Origin of the sequence: Paenibacillus sp. FSL W7-1088 (genome assembly GCF_037969855.1) — a bacterium.
In the GTDB taxonomy this organism is placed as follows: Bacteria; Bacillota; Bacilli; order Paenibacillales; family Paenibacillaceae; genus Paenibacillus.
Genome location: NZ_CP150216.1, coordinates 278,427 through 296,669, shown reverse-complemented (window position 1 = coordinate 296,669; position 18,243 = coordinate 278,427). Strand labels below are relative to the sequence as shown.

Annotated in this window: 13 protein-coding genes; 6 read left to right on the top strand and 7 right to left on the bottom strand. The window is 48.3% G+C overall.

Translation table 11 applies throughout. The features are described 5' to 3' along the window. Positions 1-40 precede the first annotated feature (40 nt). A complete protein-coding gene (locus MKY42_RS01345) occupies positions 41-2,293 on the bottom strand; it encodes a glycoside hydrolase family 88 protein (RefSeq protein ID WP_179262120.1) in 2,253 nt (750 codons plus the stop codon). Between the two features lie 352 nt (positions 2,294-2,645). Then, positions 2,646-3,464 carry an endonuclease/exonuclease/phosphatase family protein gene (locus MKY42_RS01340; RefSeq protein ID WP_339848149.1) on the bottom strand — a complete coding sequence of 273 codons (819 nt, stop codon included), beginning with the start codon at positions 3,462-3,464 and terminating at the stop codon, positions 2,646-2,648. 224 nt (positions 3,465-3,688) lie between these two features. On the opposite strand from MKY42_RS01340, the gene MKY42_RS01335 reads away from it, so the two are divergent. Further along, positions 3,689-5,458, top strand: coding sequence for an SWIM zinc finger family protein (locus tag MKY42_RS01335; protein ID WP_177185931.1), 1,770 nt, complete (start codon positions 3,689-3,691; stop codon positions 5,456-5,458). Between the two features lie 5 nt (positions 5,459-5,463). After that, the gene (locus MKY42_RS01330; RefSeq protein WP_339852665.1) at positions 5,464-8,478 is read left to right on the top strand and encodes a DEAD/DEAH box helicase; all 3,015 of its coding nucleotides are present in this window, start codon (positions 5,464-5,466) and stop codon (positions 8,476-8,478) included. Between the two features lie 102 nt (positions 8,479-8,580). Here the strand turns inward: MKY42_RS01330 and MKY42_RS01325 are convergent, their stop codons facing one another. The 5 genes from MKY42_RS01325 to MKY42_RS01305 form a co-directional block, all read right to left on the bottom strand. Next, complete coding sequence (locus MKY42_RS01325) at positions 8,581-9,051, bottom strand: hypothetical protein (protein ID WP_090905116.1); 471 nt, start codon at positions 9,049-9,051, stop codon at positions 8,581-8,583. Between the two features lie 206 nt (positions 9,052-9,257). Then, positions 9,258-10,208 carry a 2-keto-3-deoxygluconate permease gene (locus tag MKY42_RS01320; RefSeq protein WP_339848147.1) on the bottom strand — a complete coding sequence of 317 codons (951 nt, stop codon included), beginning with the start codon at positions 10,206-10,208 and terminating at the stop codon, positions 9,258-9,260. 6 nt (positions 10,209-10,214) lie between these two features. Then, positions 10,215-11,672, bottom strand: a complete 1,458-nt coding sequence (locus MKY42_RS01315) for a glycoside hydrolase family 1 protein (RefSeq protein WP_179262126.1) — start codon at positions 11,670-11,672, stop codon at positions 10,215-10,217. Positions 11,673-11,747: 75 nt separating this feature from the next. Next, complete coding sequence (locus MKY42_RS01310) at positions 11,748-13,682, bottom strand: beta-glucoside-specific PTS transporter subunit IIABC (RefSeq protein WP_339848146.1); 1,935 nt, start codon at positions 13,680-13,682, stop codon at positions 11,748-11,750. A gap of 137 nt (positions 13,683-13,819) precedes the next feature. Beyond that, on the bottom strand, positions 13,820-14,653 hold the full coding sequence (locus MKY42_RS01305; RefSeq protein WP_256222539.1) for a PRD domain-containing protein: 834 nt from the start codon (positions 14,651-14,653) through the stop codon (positions 13,820-13,822). Between the two features lie 351 nt (positions 14,654-15,004). Between MKY42_RS01305 and MKY42_RS01300 the strand changes: the two genes are divergently transcribed. From MKY42_RS01300 to udk, 4 genes are all read left to right on the top strand, one after another. Continuing rightward, positions 15,005-15,544 carry a sigma-70 family RNA polymerase sigma factor gene (locus MKY42_RS01300; RefSeq protein ID WP_090905107.1) on the top strand — a complete coding sequence of 180 codons (540 nt, stop codon included), beginning with the start codon at positions 15,005-15,007 and terminating at the stop codon, positions 15,542-15,544. Further along, a complete protein-coding gene (locus MKY42_RS01295) occupies positions 15,528-16,646 on the top strand; it encodes a DUF4179 domain-containing protein (RefSeq protein ID WP_339848144.1) in 1,119 nt (372 codons plus the stop codon). Before MKY42_RS01300 ends, MKY42_RS01295 begins: the two co-directional genes overlap by 17 nt. Positions 16,647-16,680: 34 nt before the next feature. Further along, positions 16,681-17,262 (top strand): VanZ family protein, encoded by a 582-nt coding sequence (locus MKY42_RS01290; RefSeq protein ID WP_339848142.1) that lies wholly within the window; start codon positions 16,681-16,683, stop codon positions 17,260-17,262. A gap of 201 nt (positions 17,263-17,463) precedes the next feature. Next, positions 17,464-18,096, top strand: coding sequence for a uridine kinase (gene udk / locus MKY42_RS01285; RefSeq protein WP_090905101.1), 633 nt, complete (start codon positions 17,464-17,466; stop codon positions 18,094-18,096). Positions 18,097-18,243 lie beyond the last annotated feature (147 nt).

Below are 18,243 nucleotides of genomic sequence, written 5' to 3'. Positions count from 1 at the left end.
AAGATTTCGATCAAGGTATCCTGTGGTTTTACTGACACTTTCAGGATTGCGTCACAACAGTTGATGACACCTTAGGCTGGGCCAGATGTTTCTTCATCTTCGCTACTTCGGTTCCTGCCAGCATCATAATGCCAATACCGTGATTGTCATTCGTTACTGTGAGCAGGTCTTTATTGTAATATTCTGCGGTAAAGGCATATCTCGACCCACTGCATACACCATGTACATTGCCCTGACGGTCAATCGCTTTACGGGTTAATCCGCTCCAGGCCCGTTCAGCTGCTTCAAAGTAACGTGCAGGTTGATTTAACCAGCCAAACCGCACTCCCCGTGCAAAACCATATGCAAACATCGCTGTACAGGAGGCTTCCTGGTATGTTTCCGAATCATTCAATACCTGATGCCACAATCCGCCCTCTCCTTGCAGAGCTGCATATCCTTCACATATTTCATTAAAGAAGCCAATTAAAGCCGGGCGATCCGGGTGCTCTGCTGGCAAAGCTTCCAATACCTCAGACAGTGAAAAGAGCGTCCAACCATTTCCCCGTCCCCACGGAATCTGTGTCGCCTGTCCATATTTGAAATCGAATACGTGGGACATGATCTTGAATTCAGGCATGAACAGATACTTCCGATACAATAAAAATTGTCTGGCTGCTTCGTCCAGTGCTGAATTATTCCCCTTCAGTCGGGCATACCGCACAAGAAACGGAGTGCTCATATAAAGGTCGTCGGCCCACATCGTATTCTCGGCAAACTCACCGATACACTCGCGGTAAAATGCACCGTCCTCCTGTCGCTCCAACCGAGTCAGCATAAAATCTGCAATTCGTTCGGCAATCGGCAAGAACGTCGGCTCCTGACATTCGGAGTAGGCCTCCAGCATTGCGGAGCCAAAAGAGCCACAGTTATCCAGCATTTTCATCATAACCAGCTGCTGGTTAATTGCCGGAAAACCGTACTGCTCCCGATCCCATAATGAGTATTCATCCATACGGGTACACAACTGCACGTGTTCTGACGCATAACGTGTAATGTCAGGTCGCTGCAAATAACGTCCAGTCTGCAACAAACCATACACGGTGACACCTAAAGGATAGTCCCAGCGACCATAGTTGGTTACACTGCCTACTGTCCATTTGTTACTGAGCATTGCATTTTCATAATATGGACGTATCCACGCATCCGGTCTGTCCAATCGCCAATATATGCGTTCCTTCCGTCCTTTATAGACTCGATCTATACGCATTAGATCCTGCAAATCAGGTTCGACGTCCTCCGATGCAAAAGGTCCAAGATATAGCCACGACTCTCCAGAAGCTCCGTGCACACGTTGGGGAAGCTCCATCTCCAGTTGCTCTCCATTCACCGTTGCGTTTATCACAAAACTCCATGGCTCATCCGTATCACTACATTCACTGCGAACCAACAGGTCGTTCCGTCCAAAAGATGCGGGTATGTTCACCTCGAATGGACCCGCTTCCTTTAATTGCACTGCCGATACGCCGTTCATCCATATAGTCAGCGGCCCGGAAGATTGACCAGACAAACGGATTGGACCATCGCTTAAATCCCTGTTCATCAACCGTGTCCACGCATAGACTTGCTGACCAGGAAGATGTCCGTACATTCTCTCCAAAGACGGTTGCATCTGCTTTTCCTCTGACCACAGCGCATCAGGCAGCCACTCCAGTCTGTGATCCTCTTCTGACCCGAGCAGATTCCATTCCGGATGACTGTCCTCCGAACTCACAGGTTTGGAATATACCCATCCGGCCTGTCCCTGTCTCTCCTGGAAAGGAGCAAGCACATTCAGAATTCGTACTTTCCCCTCGTCCGAGCCAAACTGGCATCCAAATCCCGCAGGTGTATACTTCATCTCCAGGAGCAACGTATTCCATCCCGGCTTTATGTCGATTCCCAGCTTTATAGTCGCGTCCAGGTTGATCTCATCCATGACCGTGGAGCGATATACCAATTGCTCGTTAAAATAGAAGCGAACCGGTCCATAACAGCGGACCAGCACATCCAGATTTCGATCTTCATCTCCCCAGACCAGCGCTGCGGCATAGGAAGTCTGCCCTTTATGTGCATCAGGGAAACGTTTACTCAAATTCAGATCATACAGACCCTTCTCATTTTGCAAAATACCAGACTTCTGAAATACCCGATATACAAAACCAGCCTGCGCATTGGCGCCTATATACCTCTCAGCCAGCACCTTCAGCACCTGATCCTGATCTTCTCCGAATCGATAATACATGCTCTGCGGTTCACTGAAATACGTTGTCATTGAATGCCCACATTCCTTTCCCGATGGATTATATAGGTATAGCGCTTAACCTTTGTGAGAAAATCCCTTTTTGGCTAACGTTGAAGAACCTCGTTTATCGTTGGAACAGCCGAATAATAAACCAAGTATAACTGACCTGCTTCCCGGTGGCTACAGGTTTTTGTTTGCGCTTACAAATAAATAATTGTATTGTCAGTCTGACGATAAGACAAAACAACGGACTACATCGTTGTAGTCCGTCTCATGTAAATTAAAATTATCCGAAGATGTCAAATTTAATGAATAGCTTCTCGGTTTCTTCATATACAGATGTGGCTGGCACTATAACAATGTGTACAAGGATGACCAAGTGTTAAATTTCCACAGCTACGCCGTAATGGTCAGAGACCACAGGGCCGTTCTTTCCGTTGAGAACTACCGTCGAAGACTTCGCCTGTACCGGACGATTCGAGAAAATATAATCAATACGCAGATCGCGTTTGTTATCCGCCCAGCCGGCAATGGCTTTGACCACGGTTGCACCGTCATCCTTTTGCTCAGCCGTCGTATACAGGTCATTCCAGCCCTTGCTCATCATATAATCGTAGCCTTCCCCACGTACTTCCGCGACATTATTGAAATCACCCATAATATACAGCGGCTGGTCCATATATGGAGCAAGCTTGCTCTCGGTTAGTTCCCACTGTCCCTTGAAAGGCTCTTGTTCATCATCCCACCAGTTATAGTGTCCATTTACAAACCAGGTTGCTTCACCTTGGACGGCCGTCTGTATACCCATAATTTTGCGTGTCCGGTAGTTGTCGTAATCTCGCATATGGGATACATATTCACCAAAAGCCTGTGTAATTGGCGTCCGGCTCAGGATGGCCAGCCCTTCATCGTATTTTTGGAAACCGATATGAGTCGGAATCCATGTCCAGTAATAGGTTTCGGTCAGTTGCGTAAGCAGAACGTAGGCGTAGTTGTCTTTTTTGATCACAGCATCCAATTCCGTGGCAAAGTAATGTTTCAGTTCCTCCGCGGACAGCGCTGTTTCATGCATGGATTGGTTGACCTCCTGCATGGAGATGACATCAAATTGATGTGTATTGATAAAATCAGCCAGCTGACTGATCTTGTTCAGTTGGTCTTCTTCTGCCCAAGCGTGTGTATTTAACGTAAGTATTTTCATTATGCACTCTCCTGTTGTTTGAAATTAAGCCGAATCCCGGCCTGCATCGTTCCTGAAAGGAATACATACGCTAAGCATACACAAGACGAGCCTATTATGCATGGTCCAAGTTCTCAGAACCGATGCACGGAGCACACGATAACTGATATGATGGATACATAAAATGAACACCATTACGTCAAGACGTGGTGATTACTGAACCTATGATTTCCCCAGGAGATGGAATGATGAACATACCTAATGACATGAACATGGATGATGCGCAGTGGCAACAGCTGATCAGGCAGGTCGCTGAATATTTTAACAACCTGACGATTATGCGTGGATTCCAATATTATAAACAGAAACGTGTCGGCCCATTAACCTACACCGAACAAAACGGAATTTTGGCTAAAGTACAAGGCTCCGATGATTATGAGGTAACGCTGAGTTTGCAATCGTTGAACACCAGTCACTGTACCTGTCCGGTTGGTTCTCATTGCAAACATATGATAGCGGTTCTAATGAGTTATGCGGAGCAACTGGGCCGACCCGTACATGGCATTGTGAACGCCCACTCCAGTACGGCACTGAAACAGGCTCCAAAACCTGCTGCTATTGCGCCTTCTGGACGTTCGGATTACGCAGCGCACGAAGAGGATCTCACTATCCCTGATAACCAGTATAGCCAGATCAAGGAACGTGCAACGGAACTTGCAGAACTTGAAATCACGGAGTGGCATGAGCTGTTTCGAGCATGCCTGAAACGACTCGGGATAGGCACGCCAAGTACATCATACGTGCAGGCCGCAGCGGACGAGCTCTATTCCATCAAACCTAAGTTGTCCGCTGGCATGGACCAGTTATTTGAGCTGCATGTTCAGTTATACCTGATTCGCTTCTGTGTGCCTGGCCGCAATTCAATCACACATACACCGGTGTATCTGAGCTATCCTGCTCAACTTGCCGTGGATGCGCTCCAGAAAGGGCTGGAACAGATCTTTAGCCGTCCGTTGGAACTCTCTGGTCTGAAGGGCACGAGGCTTGAACAACTTTGGAACAGGCTTGAGGAAACCTCGGCTTACCTGCGTACGCAGATGATCTCCGAGACGTCCAGCATGATGTTCTTCACCCCGATTTATCGGGAGCTTTGGTTAAACTGGATCGTGCCAAATCTTCAGGGGAACCGGGAAACGCTGGAGTCAGAGCTGGCATTTCTACAGGAAATAGAGAATGGCCTGGCTGCTGCGTCCAAACCCGTCAAACCTGGTGAGAGCGTGCTGAGTGTAGCAAATCTGACGGAAAACGGGAGCCGTGGGCCGATTAAATCTGTCACGCTGCCCTTACCGCTGGTATTGGCGCAGAGCTGGATGTATTTCCATTTGGGGCAAGATGAACAGGCTTGGCAGCGATTAATCAGCGGAAGCTCGGCATATGGCATCCCGCCGGAGCATCTGCTGCATTTTCTTCACGTTCTTGCAGATTCTTCCGACTGGAAGCGGCTGAGCGAGTGGTTAGTGCAGCTCGGACCTTTGCTGGCGAACCGACGGAACTCCCCTTTGAATGATTACATGCAGTTGTGGGACACAGCCATTCATCATCTGCCTGATGTAGAGCACCGCATGTGGGACACATTGGTCAGCATGCTTCCTCATTCCCGTCCGGCTTATGAGGAAGCAATGCATTCCCGGGGACAGTGGCGGCGGTGGATTGATTTTCAACTGAGCACGGAGACGGAGCCGCTTGAATTCCGGGTAGCGGTGCTACAGCCGATTGAAAAGGATGCACCCGAGTTGCTATTGCCTTTCTACCATCAGGCTGTGGATCGTTATATCGGACACAAAAACAGGGACGGATACAAAGCAGCAGTGAAACTGTTGAAGCGTCTGTCCAAAATTTATAAAAAATTGAAGCAGGAAGAGCATTGGGAGCAGTTTATCACCACATTGGCTGTCCGCAACAGCCGACTGCGCGCCCTGCAGGAAGAGCTTCGGAAAGGTAAGTTGATCTCATGAGCCTAATGCACCCTTACACCGAAACGATTGAGGTCCATGTTGCATTGACAGGATACGGGGATGCTTTGTTCTATGGAGCGTTGAACACCCATCACTTTGTATCGGGACAATCGCTCAAGCAGCGATTATTTGCATGGCATGCCCCTTCCTTCTACGGAACAGAACTGGAAACAAGACAGATCGAAGAAATTGAACTCGTCGTCCTGCCTGCGGAAGAAGTGATTCCTTTCTTCAGCGAAATGAACACCCTTCTGCACATTGAATGGAAATGGGACGAGCAGGCAGAGCATTTAATCCGGTTGGCCCCGGTACTTGCAGCATCGATTGAGAATCGTAAATACATCCCCAGCTTCACCGCATTTCGTACCGGACAACTGCAATGGACCTGGGACCCCGACAGCTTGAAAAAGCAGGATCGAACCGCTCTTGGCAAAGCCCTGGAACAAACGGATGAGAGCTACGCCGAAGGACTGAGTGCTGCCTATTCGGCTTCCGTGTTCCAACGATGGTACAGTACGGAGGAAGCGGCCACCGATCTGCGGCGCGAGTTCCCGCAGTTGTTTCCACAAAGCGGAACAGCTCCGCAAACGGCCGGCATGGATGCCCAATCCTGGCTCGTGTCCATCGGCTGGAAAGCAGACGCAGCCCCATTCCGTCCGCTCCTGCAATTGCTGGAGCCGGAAGATGATGAACCAGCATGGCGACTACGGCTGGTATTGCAGAACAAACTGGATGCAGCTGTTCTGGTTCCCGTACGCCTGGATTCACGTGGCCGGTTGGAAGGTGAATGGCCGGACGTATGGACGCCGTTCATCCTTGATCGTTCCGCAGGATGGCTGGAGCAGCTGCGTGCACATCTGCCCCGAATTCGCCGCGCTATCAGCGGCAGCCGGGATGTGCTCAGTGATCCATTGGGAGATCAGGATGCTTGGCTGTTCCTGACGCAAGACAGCGGACGACTGCTCGAGGCCGGGTGGCAAGTGCTGCTTCCGGGTTGGTGGGAAGCTGCACGCAAGAAGAAACCCAAGCTGCGTGCCAAGGTGAAACCGGAGGAAGGCAGTGAACGGGGACAGTCGTTCTTTGGACTGGACTCGATCATTCATTTTGACTGGCGTATTGCGATTGGGGATACGGATCTCAGTGAGGAAGAATTCGCTGACCTCGTGGCCCGTAATGAACGGCTGGTCCGCTTCCGTGGAGAATGGGTTCCCCTTGATCCGGCCTTGCTTGAGCAGATCCGCCGGGCCATGGGCGGTGTGGATCAGGAACAGGGGCTGTCTTTTCAGGATATTCTGCACCTGCATCTACTTCATAATGAGCAGCGGGAATATCGCAACCAGAAACGCAAGGAAGGACAGGAAGAGGAAGAAGAACAGCCACAATCCAACGAGAACATTCGACTTGAGGTGGAACTGAACGAACACCTGAACCGGATAATCGCACAGCTTGGCGGAGGGCAAGGCGGCGCTCCTTCCCTGCCTATTCCGGAAGGGTTGCATGCTGAGCTGCGTTCTTATCAAAAGGAAGGTTTCGCTTGGCTTGGATTCCTGCGTAGATTCGGTCTCGGTGCTTGTCTTGCGGATGACATGGGACTGGGAAAAACGATACAGTTCATTACGTATTTACTTCATCTCAAAGAGCATGAGCAGCGCTTGCCTGGGCAGGCCCCGGCCCTTCTCGTCTGCCCCACTTCCGTATTGGGGAACTGGCAAAAGGAAATCAGTCGCTTCGCGCCTTCAATTAACGTCAGTTTGCACTACGGAGCACGAAGACTGAGCGGAGAAGCGTTCCGGGAACAAACTGAACAGGTGGATATTATCATTACCTCGTATGCAACAGCTACTCTCGATCAGGAGATGTTACAGTCCTATACGTGGGCATCGATCTGTCTGGATGAAGCGCAAAATATTAAAAATGCCCAAACGAAGCAGTCCATGGCGGTACGCAGCTTCCCGGCAAAACACCGTATTGCACTGACGGGTACGCCGATTGAAAATCGGCTGTCCGAGCTGTGGTCCATCTATGATTTTATTAATCCAGGCTATCTGGGCAGCGCACGAGCATTCCAGACTCGCTTTATCAGTGCGATCGAGAAGGATAAGGACGAGCAGCGCATGCAGGATTTGCAGCAGTTAGTGAAGCCATTCATGCTGCGCCGCAAGAAAAAAGATCCGAATATTCAACTCGATCTGCCGGACAAAAATGAAATGAAAACTTACATTCACCTTACGGGTGAACAAAGTGCACTGTATGATCAGTCCGTTCAGGAACTGATGGACAAGATGAAAGAGCTGGAAGGCATCAAGCGCAAAGGTGCGATTCTCTCTGCCTTAACCCAGCTCAAGCAGTTGTGTGATCATCCCCTGCTGCTGACTAAAGAAGCCTTGCCGGAAACGATCTCCTCGGAAGGCTCTGTAACAGAGTATGACCTGTACAGTCCGCAGGACATGGCCATGCTGATCAGCCGCTCCGCAAAGCTGGAACGACTGATGGAACTGGTCCGTGAACTACGGGATGAGGGCGAACGTTGCCTGATTTTCACACAATACATCGGCATGGGACAGATGCTGCAGCAGGTGTTAAGACAAGAGTTGCAGGAGCCTGTACTGTATCTGCATGGGGGTACGTCCAAGACAGCCAGGGATCGCATGATTGACGAGTTTCAGTCCCGGACGCTGCCTGCCGCAGAGCAGCCTTCGGTCTTTATTCTGTCCATCAAAGCAGGCGGCGTGGGCTTGAACCTGACCGCAGCGAATCATGTATTCCACTTTGACCGCTGGTGGAACCCTGCCGTGGAAAATCAGGCTACAGACCGTGCCTATCGGATGGGACAGACGAAGGATGTTCAAGTACACAAGTTCATCTCCCTGGGCACGCTTGAAGAACGCATTGACGAGATGCTGGAGAGTAAACAACAGCTTAGCGACAATATTATCACCAGCTCAGAAAACTGGATTACCGAGCTGTCGACGGATGAGCTGAAGGATCTGTTCACCCGGCGCCGCGACTGGTCGGGTTAACTCCAGACTGGGTTGATGCAACATGCGTAACCTTGTAAATAGTAGAATACAAAAAGAGCGAAGTGTCGGAAATGAATTCCGTCTTCGCTCTTTTTTACAATCCTAGCGCATGTTTCCGATGATGGACGATCTTGAATCCTGCATTTTCTTGATGAAGTTAGTCATCACATCAAAAGCTTCATTGCGTTTGTTAGTCATAGACTGCAAACGCAGCATATCCATTTGTTGTGAGTTGCTCAACGCATCGATTTGGCCCTTCAGAACTTGGACTTGGGAAGCATCCCCGCTCTGAATGGCCGCTTGCAATTGTTCGTTCAGCTCTGCAATCGCTTGATTGCGATTTTGAACTTGTTGAATCTGTGTCTGCAATTGGCTATCCAGCAATTTCGTGCGTTCTTGCTGAACCATCAACAAAGCTGTTTCGATATCCATGCTGCTCAGATCAATAGCTGAGAGAGAAGCCCCCACCGGATTTACCGCAGAAGCACTTGCTGCAGAAGCAGAAGTTACAACGGATATAGCTGCAATGGCAGCAATAACTGTGGAAGAAATGACTTTGCTTGATTTTTTCATAACGTACACCTCCTTCATGTTAATAGATACCAGCCATTAACTGGCATCTTTCGACATCATATATCGAAGGTCCTAGATCCTACAACCTAAACTAGCGAAGTTGAGACTAAATTGATACAGATTGAGTCCCAGAACCAATAGATATACATAATTCAAAACCCGCACGCTGTTCCATTCAAAATGGCAAACGTGCTGGTCGTTTTGTTTTATTTTTCAGAATCCATGGCAGTATCAGGTTGAGCCAACCTTCTAACCATATACGGAACCAGAATGGAGGTCAGAATAACCGCAAAAGCAATCTGGGCAATCGCCGTCTCCACGTAAGGTTCATATGCCGGGTTAAATCCGGCGGCCATCGAGGGTACTACCATTGACAGACCAGCAACCGAACAAGTCGCTGCCGCTGCATAACCCGGACGTTTGAGCAACCCACGATCAATTCCGATGAGAGGCAGCATACAGATGATCAGAAACAGCACAGTTACCAGCAAGCCGGATAAGCTCGACTGAAATGCAATGCGCAAATTAATATTAGACCCAAAGCTTGTACCAAGAAAAGGCAGCAGAATCAATGTTCCCGGAGCGAACATCTTCTGAATATTGCTGTCCAGATTACCCAACAGAATACCAATCAGAAAAGGCACCAGTGTAGCAAGAACACTGAGATAATCAATCCCGACACCACTTGCCGAATTCAATATCATGACCGGAATGACGGGAACAGCAATCAGATTCAAAATGCCAAATGCAGCTCGATCTACATCATCGCCATAGGAATTCATCAATGCCAGATATAGGCCCGGATTGCAGCTGGTCAGAACGGCTATGAATGCTACCGCAGAGACACCACCAATCCCACCTATGCCAAAAAAATGTACAAACGCCCAGCCGAATATACAGCTGATGATTAGGCGGGAAATGCAGAGCACACCTGCTCTCTTCAAGGTCGTCAGTAGCTGGGACAGGTTCAATTGTGTTCCGGACACCAGCAGGATCATGCCAATGAGCACCATCGTGCCTTTTGAGGTGAACAGTGCCGTTGTTGGATCACCGAGCTGAAAGAAGGCCGGAAACAGGGTGTTGATGACAGCAGCTAGCAGCATAGGGACAATTAGCAAGCCGCCAGGAATTTTTTTGACACGCCCCAGAATATTCATCTTGGCTTACAGCTGCTCTCCATTGGTTTGGATCACATTCTGATACCAGAAGAACGAATCTTTACGATATCTTTTCATTGAACCATTGCCATAGTCGTCCTGATCGACATAGATGAACCCGTAACGTTTACTCATCTCGGAAGTACCCGAACTGATCATGTCGATCGGTCCCCACATCGTGTATCCCAGCACCTCTACACCATCGGCTATGGCCAGCCCCATCTGTTCAATGTGTTTGCTCAGAAAGTCAATTCGATAAGGATCGTTGACGCTTCCATCCTCATTCAACTTGTCGTAGAAGCCCGAGCTGTTCTCAAGAATAAATACAGGCTTTTTATAGCGGTCATAGACCAGATTAAGCGTATACCGCAGTCCCACCGGGTCGATCTGCCAGCCCCATTCGTTTGCAGGCAAATGGGGGTTTTTGTAGACGCTGTGTACATTCCCGGCCGTTAATTCAAGCTGTTCGGTATCACTGCTGGAGATCATGGAATTGTAATACGACATGCCAACGAAATCAGCCGTGTTCGCCCGAATGCTATCGAGGTCACCGTCTTCGATGTTGATGGTAATGCCTTTATTTTTGAAATAAGTCTTGCCATAGTACGGATATTCCCCTTGATTCAATACATCCAGGAAGAACTGGTTTTTCATCTGATCATCCTGCTGCATTTGGAGCGCATCCTCCGGCTTGCACGTATATGGATACGTTGTAAAATAGGCCACCATACTTCCGATTTTATTCTCCGGATCGATCTCGTGTGCCATCTTGGTCGCTCTGGATGCCGCCACAAATTGGTGGTGCAGACCCTGGAATAACATCTCTTCAAAATTCGGCTTGTCATATTCAATAATGCCCAGCGTCTTGGCTCCTGCTTTTACACTCATGTTGATCTCGTTAAATGTGATCCAATACTTCACTTTCCCTTTGTACCGATTAAACAGCACATCACAGTAATTCACATACAAATCAATCAGCTTGCGGTTGAACCATCCACCAAACTTGTCAATTAACACGATGGGCATATCAAAATGACTGATCGTAATCAGAGGCTCCATGCCATGCTTCAGACACTCATCAATCACTTGGTCGTAGAACTGAAGTGCCTTCTCGTTCGGAGCCGCGTCATCCCCGTTCGGGAATACTCTGGCCCATGAGATGGAATAGCGGAATACCTTGAAGCCCATTTCAGCGAATAGCGCAAGGTCCTCTCTAAACGTATGGTAAAAGTCGATGCCCCGGCGCTTCGGATATTTTACGGTATCAGGGTCATTTTTCGCTTCCTCGATCATCTCCCGATTGATTCGGATCTGCTTGGTCACCTTGCGATCGTTCTTCTCGTTAAACTTCATCACTTCCGGTATGGTCAGGCTCTTGCCATCCACATTGTAAGCTCCTTCTGCCTGACAGGCTGAAAGCGCCCCGCCCCATAAGAAATCTTTTGGAAAATTTAAATTTGTCATTTGGGTTTCCTCCTGTTATTCGGTCTACCTTTATTTAGTTTGGATCAGAAATGCAGTAGCAGTAGCACTAGCGCATTAAGGGATCAGCTTGATCAATGCTTCGCTTTCTCGAACGGATCCACTATTAGCTGTGGTCAAGACGTCTCCATACTGCTGCATATTGGTTACCACAATGGATGTAATCGTGTTATATCCCGCTGAAGTGATGCCTTCCGGATCAAACTCTACTAATAAATCCCCTGCCTTGATGCTCTGTCCTTGTTCGATATGGGCGTTAAAATATTTCCCTTTCAGACTGACGGTGTCCACGCCAATATGAATCAGAATTTCCACACCGTTTGCTGCCTTGAGCCCAATGGCATGTTTGGTACGATATAACGCTTCAACTACCCCGTCAAAAGGAGCGTACACTTTGCCTTCTGTCGGAACAATGGCAATACCTTTACCCATCAGCTCCTGGGCGAATGCCTGATCCTCAACCTCTGAGATCGGTCTGATCTCCCCCGTCATTGGACTGACAATTAGCATATCGGAGGAAGATGCAGATGTCTGAGGGGAGTCTTGTTCTGCTGTCACTCCTGTGGCAGCAGCAGTCTGAATGCTGTCTACCGCACCCGCTGCCTGCTGCTTCGGTTTTGCTCCATCTGCGTCTTCCTTAATACCGGCCATCAGGGTAAATACAAAGCCGAGTATGATTGCAGCAACAGAGCCAATCACGACATAGATGTAACGGTCAGCAGTGTACGTCCCCAAAGCGAGGATGCCGGGCAATGAAATTGCTGTAGCACTGGCGTGAACCAGACTGTAAAATCCTCCGACCAGCCCGGCTGCTGCACAGCCCGCAAAGAATGGCCGCTTGTATCGCAGCGTAACCCCGTAGATAGCAGGTTCAGTGATTCCGAACAATGCCGTGAAGCCGCTTGATCCGGCGGCAGATTTCATCGTTTTACTCTTCGTCAGTACAAATACACCGAATGCCGCTCCCGCTTGGGCCAGGTTCGCCGCCAGTGCAGCAGGCAGCAGCACGGTTGAACCCAGACTCGCCACTTGTTGTACCTGAATGGGCATGAGTGCATAGTGCATACCGAACATAACCATGATCGGTTTGAAAAATCCGAGAATCAGACCGGCAAGAACGCCTGCTGTGGAGAACAGATAATTAATTCCCTGGGTGAGCCAGTCACCGACATAGGAACCGATAGGTCCAAGTACGATGAGTTCGAGTGGAATCATGATAAATAAAACCACCATTGGGGTAAGCAGCACCCTGAGAAACTTCGGTATGAACTGATCGACAAATCTGTACACATAGCTCATGATCCAAACGGCCAGTATGATGGGAATGACCGAGGATGAATACTTCATCAGCAGGATCGGCATTCCAAGAAAATCAATGGTATTGACGCCTGTATCGGCGATCTGGGCAGCTGCATTCAAAATGGTTGGATGCATCAGTCCGGCTGCAAGTGCCACCGCCAGATACGGATTGGTTTTGAACTTGTGAGCTGCGCTCACGGCCAGGAAGAAAGGCAGGAAATTCAAGATCAGATCGCCAATCATATTGACGATGACCAAGAATCCCGAACCTTCGAGCCATCCCAATGCAGCGATTACTGTAGCCACACATTTGATCATCCCACAGCCAACGAGGGCTGGAAGTACAGGCGTGAATATGCCTGCAATCGTCTCCAGCACTACATTGACCGGGTTACGTTTCTTCTTCGGTCCGCTGCGATCTGCGGATTCGTCCACTCCACCAAATTGGTCTGAAGTCAGACTTTTCACTTCACCGTATACTGCATCTACCTTGGCACCAATAACGACCTGGATCTGTCCCCCGGAATTCTGTGCCTTGAGTACGCCCTCCAGCTGATCCAGCGTCTTCAAATCTGCCTTGGCATCATCTTTTAATACAAATCTCAACCGGGTTGCACAGTGTGTCAGACCCGAGATGTTTTGCTCGCCGCCAACAAGTTCAAGTATGTTTTTAGCCAAGTCTTTGTTGTTCATGACCCTTCTCCTTTATACAGAAAGATAAAATGGTTTGATTTTTATATAAAAAATGACCAAGCCGGGGAATCGTCATTCCCTACGCTTGGTCATGCCTGATCGAATCAGTAACAGTCCATTGTGTAATATTCGATTGTTTAGTTGGATATAAGTCGTTGGATATGAAGAATCAGGTATAATTTTTCATCATCGGAACAGGTCCAGCCATAATTATTTTTCAGGAAATCCGCAATCTTCTCCACACACGCCAGTTCCTTCGGAAACTTCTCCTTCACCATCAGGAACAGGGACTCGTTCTCGTCCTTGAGCGATTTGCCGCTCATTTGCCGCATAATGAAGTACCGTATATGTGTCGCAAACCTCATAAAATGAATGGAATCTTCCTGAAAATCGATTTTGAGCGCATACTTAATCACCGATAGAATCTCACCCGTTACTGTGGTCACCTTGGTCGTGTCCGTCATTTCCCCCGAACCGACCTGTGCGTTGACAAAATGAAGTGCCATTAGTGTCGTTTCTGCTGCTGGCAAGGTTATACCCGTTTGTTCATGGATCAGCTTGAGTGCTGCCTCTCCCACCCGGGTCTCATCCGGATAGAGTGTTCGCACTTCCCATTCCAGTGGATTTTTGATACTGATGCCTTCTCTGGTTCGAGTTAACGCAAAACTGATATGGTCAGACAGGGTGAGAAGCAGATTCGGGTTAAACGTTTTATTCAGGATCTGACTGCCCAGCTTGATGACTTCCTCCGCGAGATAAATATCCTCAATCGGAATGCTGTTCAGCAGATCATACATCCGGATGTTCTTCGGAGCTACGAATATTTTCTCCACCAAGTCGGTCTCCGTCAGCTCATAAGGGGTCTTCAGAAATCCCACACCCTTGCCTACGACAAATACCTCTTCGTTATGTTCATTGATAGCGATGGCCACGTTATTGTTTACTTTCTTGATAACCTTCAATGTTCTCACCCCCTGACAAAAATAAAAAAAGACCGAAAGCGATTACAGTAAAGCAATCGAATTCGGTCATGCCTGGTTTCCCCAGTAACAGTCCGTGTTATGAATATACGTTTATTATATTGCTGTTTTCGTAAAAGTCAATCATCCAAGGTCAGGAAAAAAATTAACCTCTCTTTCATTGAAGGATATATACACCCGAATCGAAGGGAACGTGCACACCCAATACGTCATATATAACGAGCACTTTTTATGAACTAAAAATAAATGTGACCCTATGCCCTGTACGGCAGTCTAATTCATATAAAAACCAACCAGCCCAGTGCTGTGTTCATTCCTCCCATACGAAAGGAGCTGTCACCCATGGATTCACCCGATCTCATCAAGCTAGCCATTCAGGGAGATCGCGATGCCTTCATCAGGCTAATCCGAGAGATTGAAAATTCCCTATACAATACCGCAATATCCATGCTGCGAAAAGAGGAGGATGTGGCGGATGCCATTCAGGAGACCATCCTGAAAGCCTACAAATCCATGCACACCCTCCGGGAACCCCAGTACTTCAAAACATGGATGTTCCGCATTCTTATTAATGAATGCAATACCCTGCTATCCCGTCGTACCCGCTCCACTTCCTATGCAGAAGTACCACTGTCAAGACAGCTGGAACCTTCCAGTCCCTATGATGAGGTGGACATGAGGGAAGCGGTCGATCAACTGGAAGAGTCCAAGCGAATTGTCATTGTGCTGCATTATTTTGAAGATTTGAGTCTGCGTCAAGTCGCAGATGCGCTGGGGCTATCTGAAAGCGCAGTGAAAATGAGGCTGACACGGGCAAGGAAAGAACTGTACCACAAATTCAGAAACTTTCGGGAGGTAAAATTGCATGTCGAACCCGTTTAATATCGATCAGAAGTTAAAAGAACAAGCAAAGGAGCGTCCAATTATGTCTGAAATCGTACGTAACCGCATTGATGCTACACTGGGGTCTCTGCCAGAATCACCAAACACCCTGAACATCGAACAGGGCGCAGGGCGCGGGCTGCGCAAAGGATTACGCCGCACGGCAGCCGCAACAATTGCAGCCGGTGTACTGGGCGTGACCGTATTTGCATCAGGCTTTGTCTCTCCGGTCATGGCTGACTCCTTGCGCCAAATACCGCTTGTAGGCAGTCTCTTCAGCTCCATCGAAGCAGATATGGGGCTTAGAACAGCGGGTAACGAAGGTTTAACTACCCCTGTGAACCGCTCCTTTGCTTATCAGGACGTGAAGCTCGAAGTATTGGAAACGGTATATGACGGTACACGCGCAGCGTTTCTGGTTCATGTCACTGCACCCAATCTGAATCAGGGCATGTATGACAACGGCAAGGACATTGTGAAGCTGAGCAGCGGCATCGAGAACGTCTTTTTCCAAGCCAACGGGTCCCGACCGGACAGCGGTCTGTTCTACAGTTCCACCGGGGCGAACGAGCCAGACACCCTGCTTTTTGAACAGGTCATTCCCTCCGATCAGAAAGACGCCTTCCCGGATCAGTTTGACGCTAAAGTCAAGTTGACGCTTCAAGGGATTGATCACGAGTTTGAGTTGACAGTTCCTTTTGCCAAATCAACAGACAACATCCACCACGTTCAGCCTGATAACGTCATGACCCATGATCTGTATACAGCTGCTGTTACGAAAGCCGACGTTACACCTGTCACCACCCGCTTAACTACCGTTATCGGTTTGAACGATAAGAGTACACTTACGGCAAAAGAGGAAGAACAGCTGCGTCACATCGGATTTGCCGTCTATGATGATCAGGGGCGGCAGCTGACTGCACTCAGTGGCGAGGGCATGTACGAGGGCAACCAGCTGAAATCGGAACGCATCTATGCTACAACAGCCAAAGATGTAAAATACCTGATGGTGAAACCTTTCGAGATCAAGGATGACTTCGCCGAAGAGGTTAAAGACACGCAATTCATCAAGGGAATGGAAATGAAGATTCAGCTTCAATAGCCTGAAACTCATTTCTTTGTAAAGGGGTCATTCCATGTCCATCCAGTATTCCATCTCATCTCCCATCGTACTTGGTCCTCTATTCGTTTTGGTCCTGCTTATCCTGGTGCTTCATGCCAGGTTGAGCAGCACCAGGTATACGGTCAGACAGTATGTGTTGGTGCTCGCATTAGCCATATATATGTTGGGTATTATGCACTTTGTATTCTTCCCTATCGACGTGAACATCGGGATCTATGCCAATCAGACCCCCTGGTATCAAAGCATTCAATGGATTCCGCTTCTGACCGCAGATGCATCAAGTTTTCTCCTAAACATCCTGCTGTTTATGCCACTGGGGTTTATGCTTCCTTTGGCAAGGCCTTGGATTCACTCGATACGAACAGCAGCAGCAACAGGATTGGCCTTGAGTTTTCTCATCGAAATAACACAACTCCTGCTCCGAGTAACCTTGGGCAATGGTCGCAGCACCGATCTGAACGATCTAATAGCCAATACAGCAGGAAGTGTAATTGGCTTTGTCATCCTGAATATGTTCTCAAAAAGTTCCATCGGACAGCGCCTAATAGCCATATGGGAGTTACCTCATGGTGCATCCTCCAAAGATATGCAGTAATTGATAAGCAGCAAACATAACTTGCCCTGGAAGGCAAAACATGGTCCATCCGCCAATGATGAAAAAAGCCGTCTGCTATGTTACAATGATGGAATTGTGTATTCACAGACAGACATGTGGATAAAGGCATGAACGAAGGATTTCTGGTTCGCCTTTATTCATTCATCATGCTGCCATTCTAGGGAGGTTTATGGAACAATCATGCTCATTATTGGTATCGCCGGAGGAACCGGCTCCGGTAAAACGACGGTAGCTCGCTCCGTCATAGACCGTCTTGGATCGGGCAAAGTGACTTTCATATCCCAAGACAACTATTACAAAGACCAGTCGCAGCTCACCCCTGAGCAACGTCGACTCACCAATTACGATCATCCGTTTGCATTCGATAATGATCTGTTAATTGAGCATCTTACCCTGTTAAAACAAGGACAAACCGCATATGCCCCCGTATATGACTTCACCATAGATAACCGTGCCGCTAATGAAACGGTTGAACTGGCACCGAACCATATCGTTATTGTGGAAGGACTGCATGTCCTGATCGATGAACATCTGCGCGCCCTTCTGGATATCAAGGTATTTGTTGATACGGATTCCGATGTGCGTATTCTGCGCAGAGTACTGCGGGATATGGAAGAACGCGGCCGTACGATTCAATCCGTGTACAAACAATATCTCGACACCGTTAAACCGATGCATGATGCTTTTATCGAGCCTTCCAAAAAGTATGCTGACATCATCATTCCCGAAGGTGGACATAATGAAGTTGGCATTCAGATGTTATCCATTCTGACTGAGAAATATCTGACCGGTGAAAAGTGGAATGGCGCTTAATGTAATATGATGTTGCTGCATTAAACGCTCTGCCCTGCTCACATCCGAGTGGAACAAAAACGGGCATCGCTCATACCATATCAACACTAAAATCCAGGTTGCGATTAGCGCAATCTGGATTTTTTGGTTATTTCTATTTTATAATGG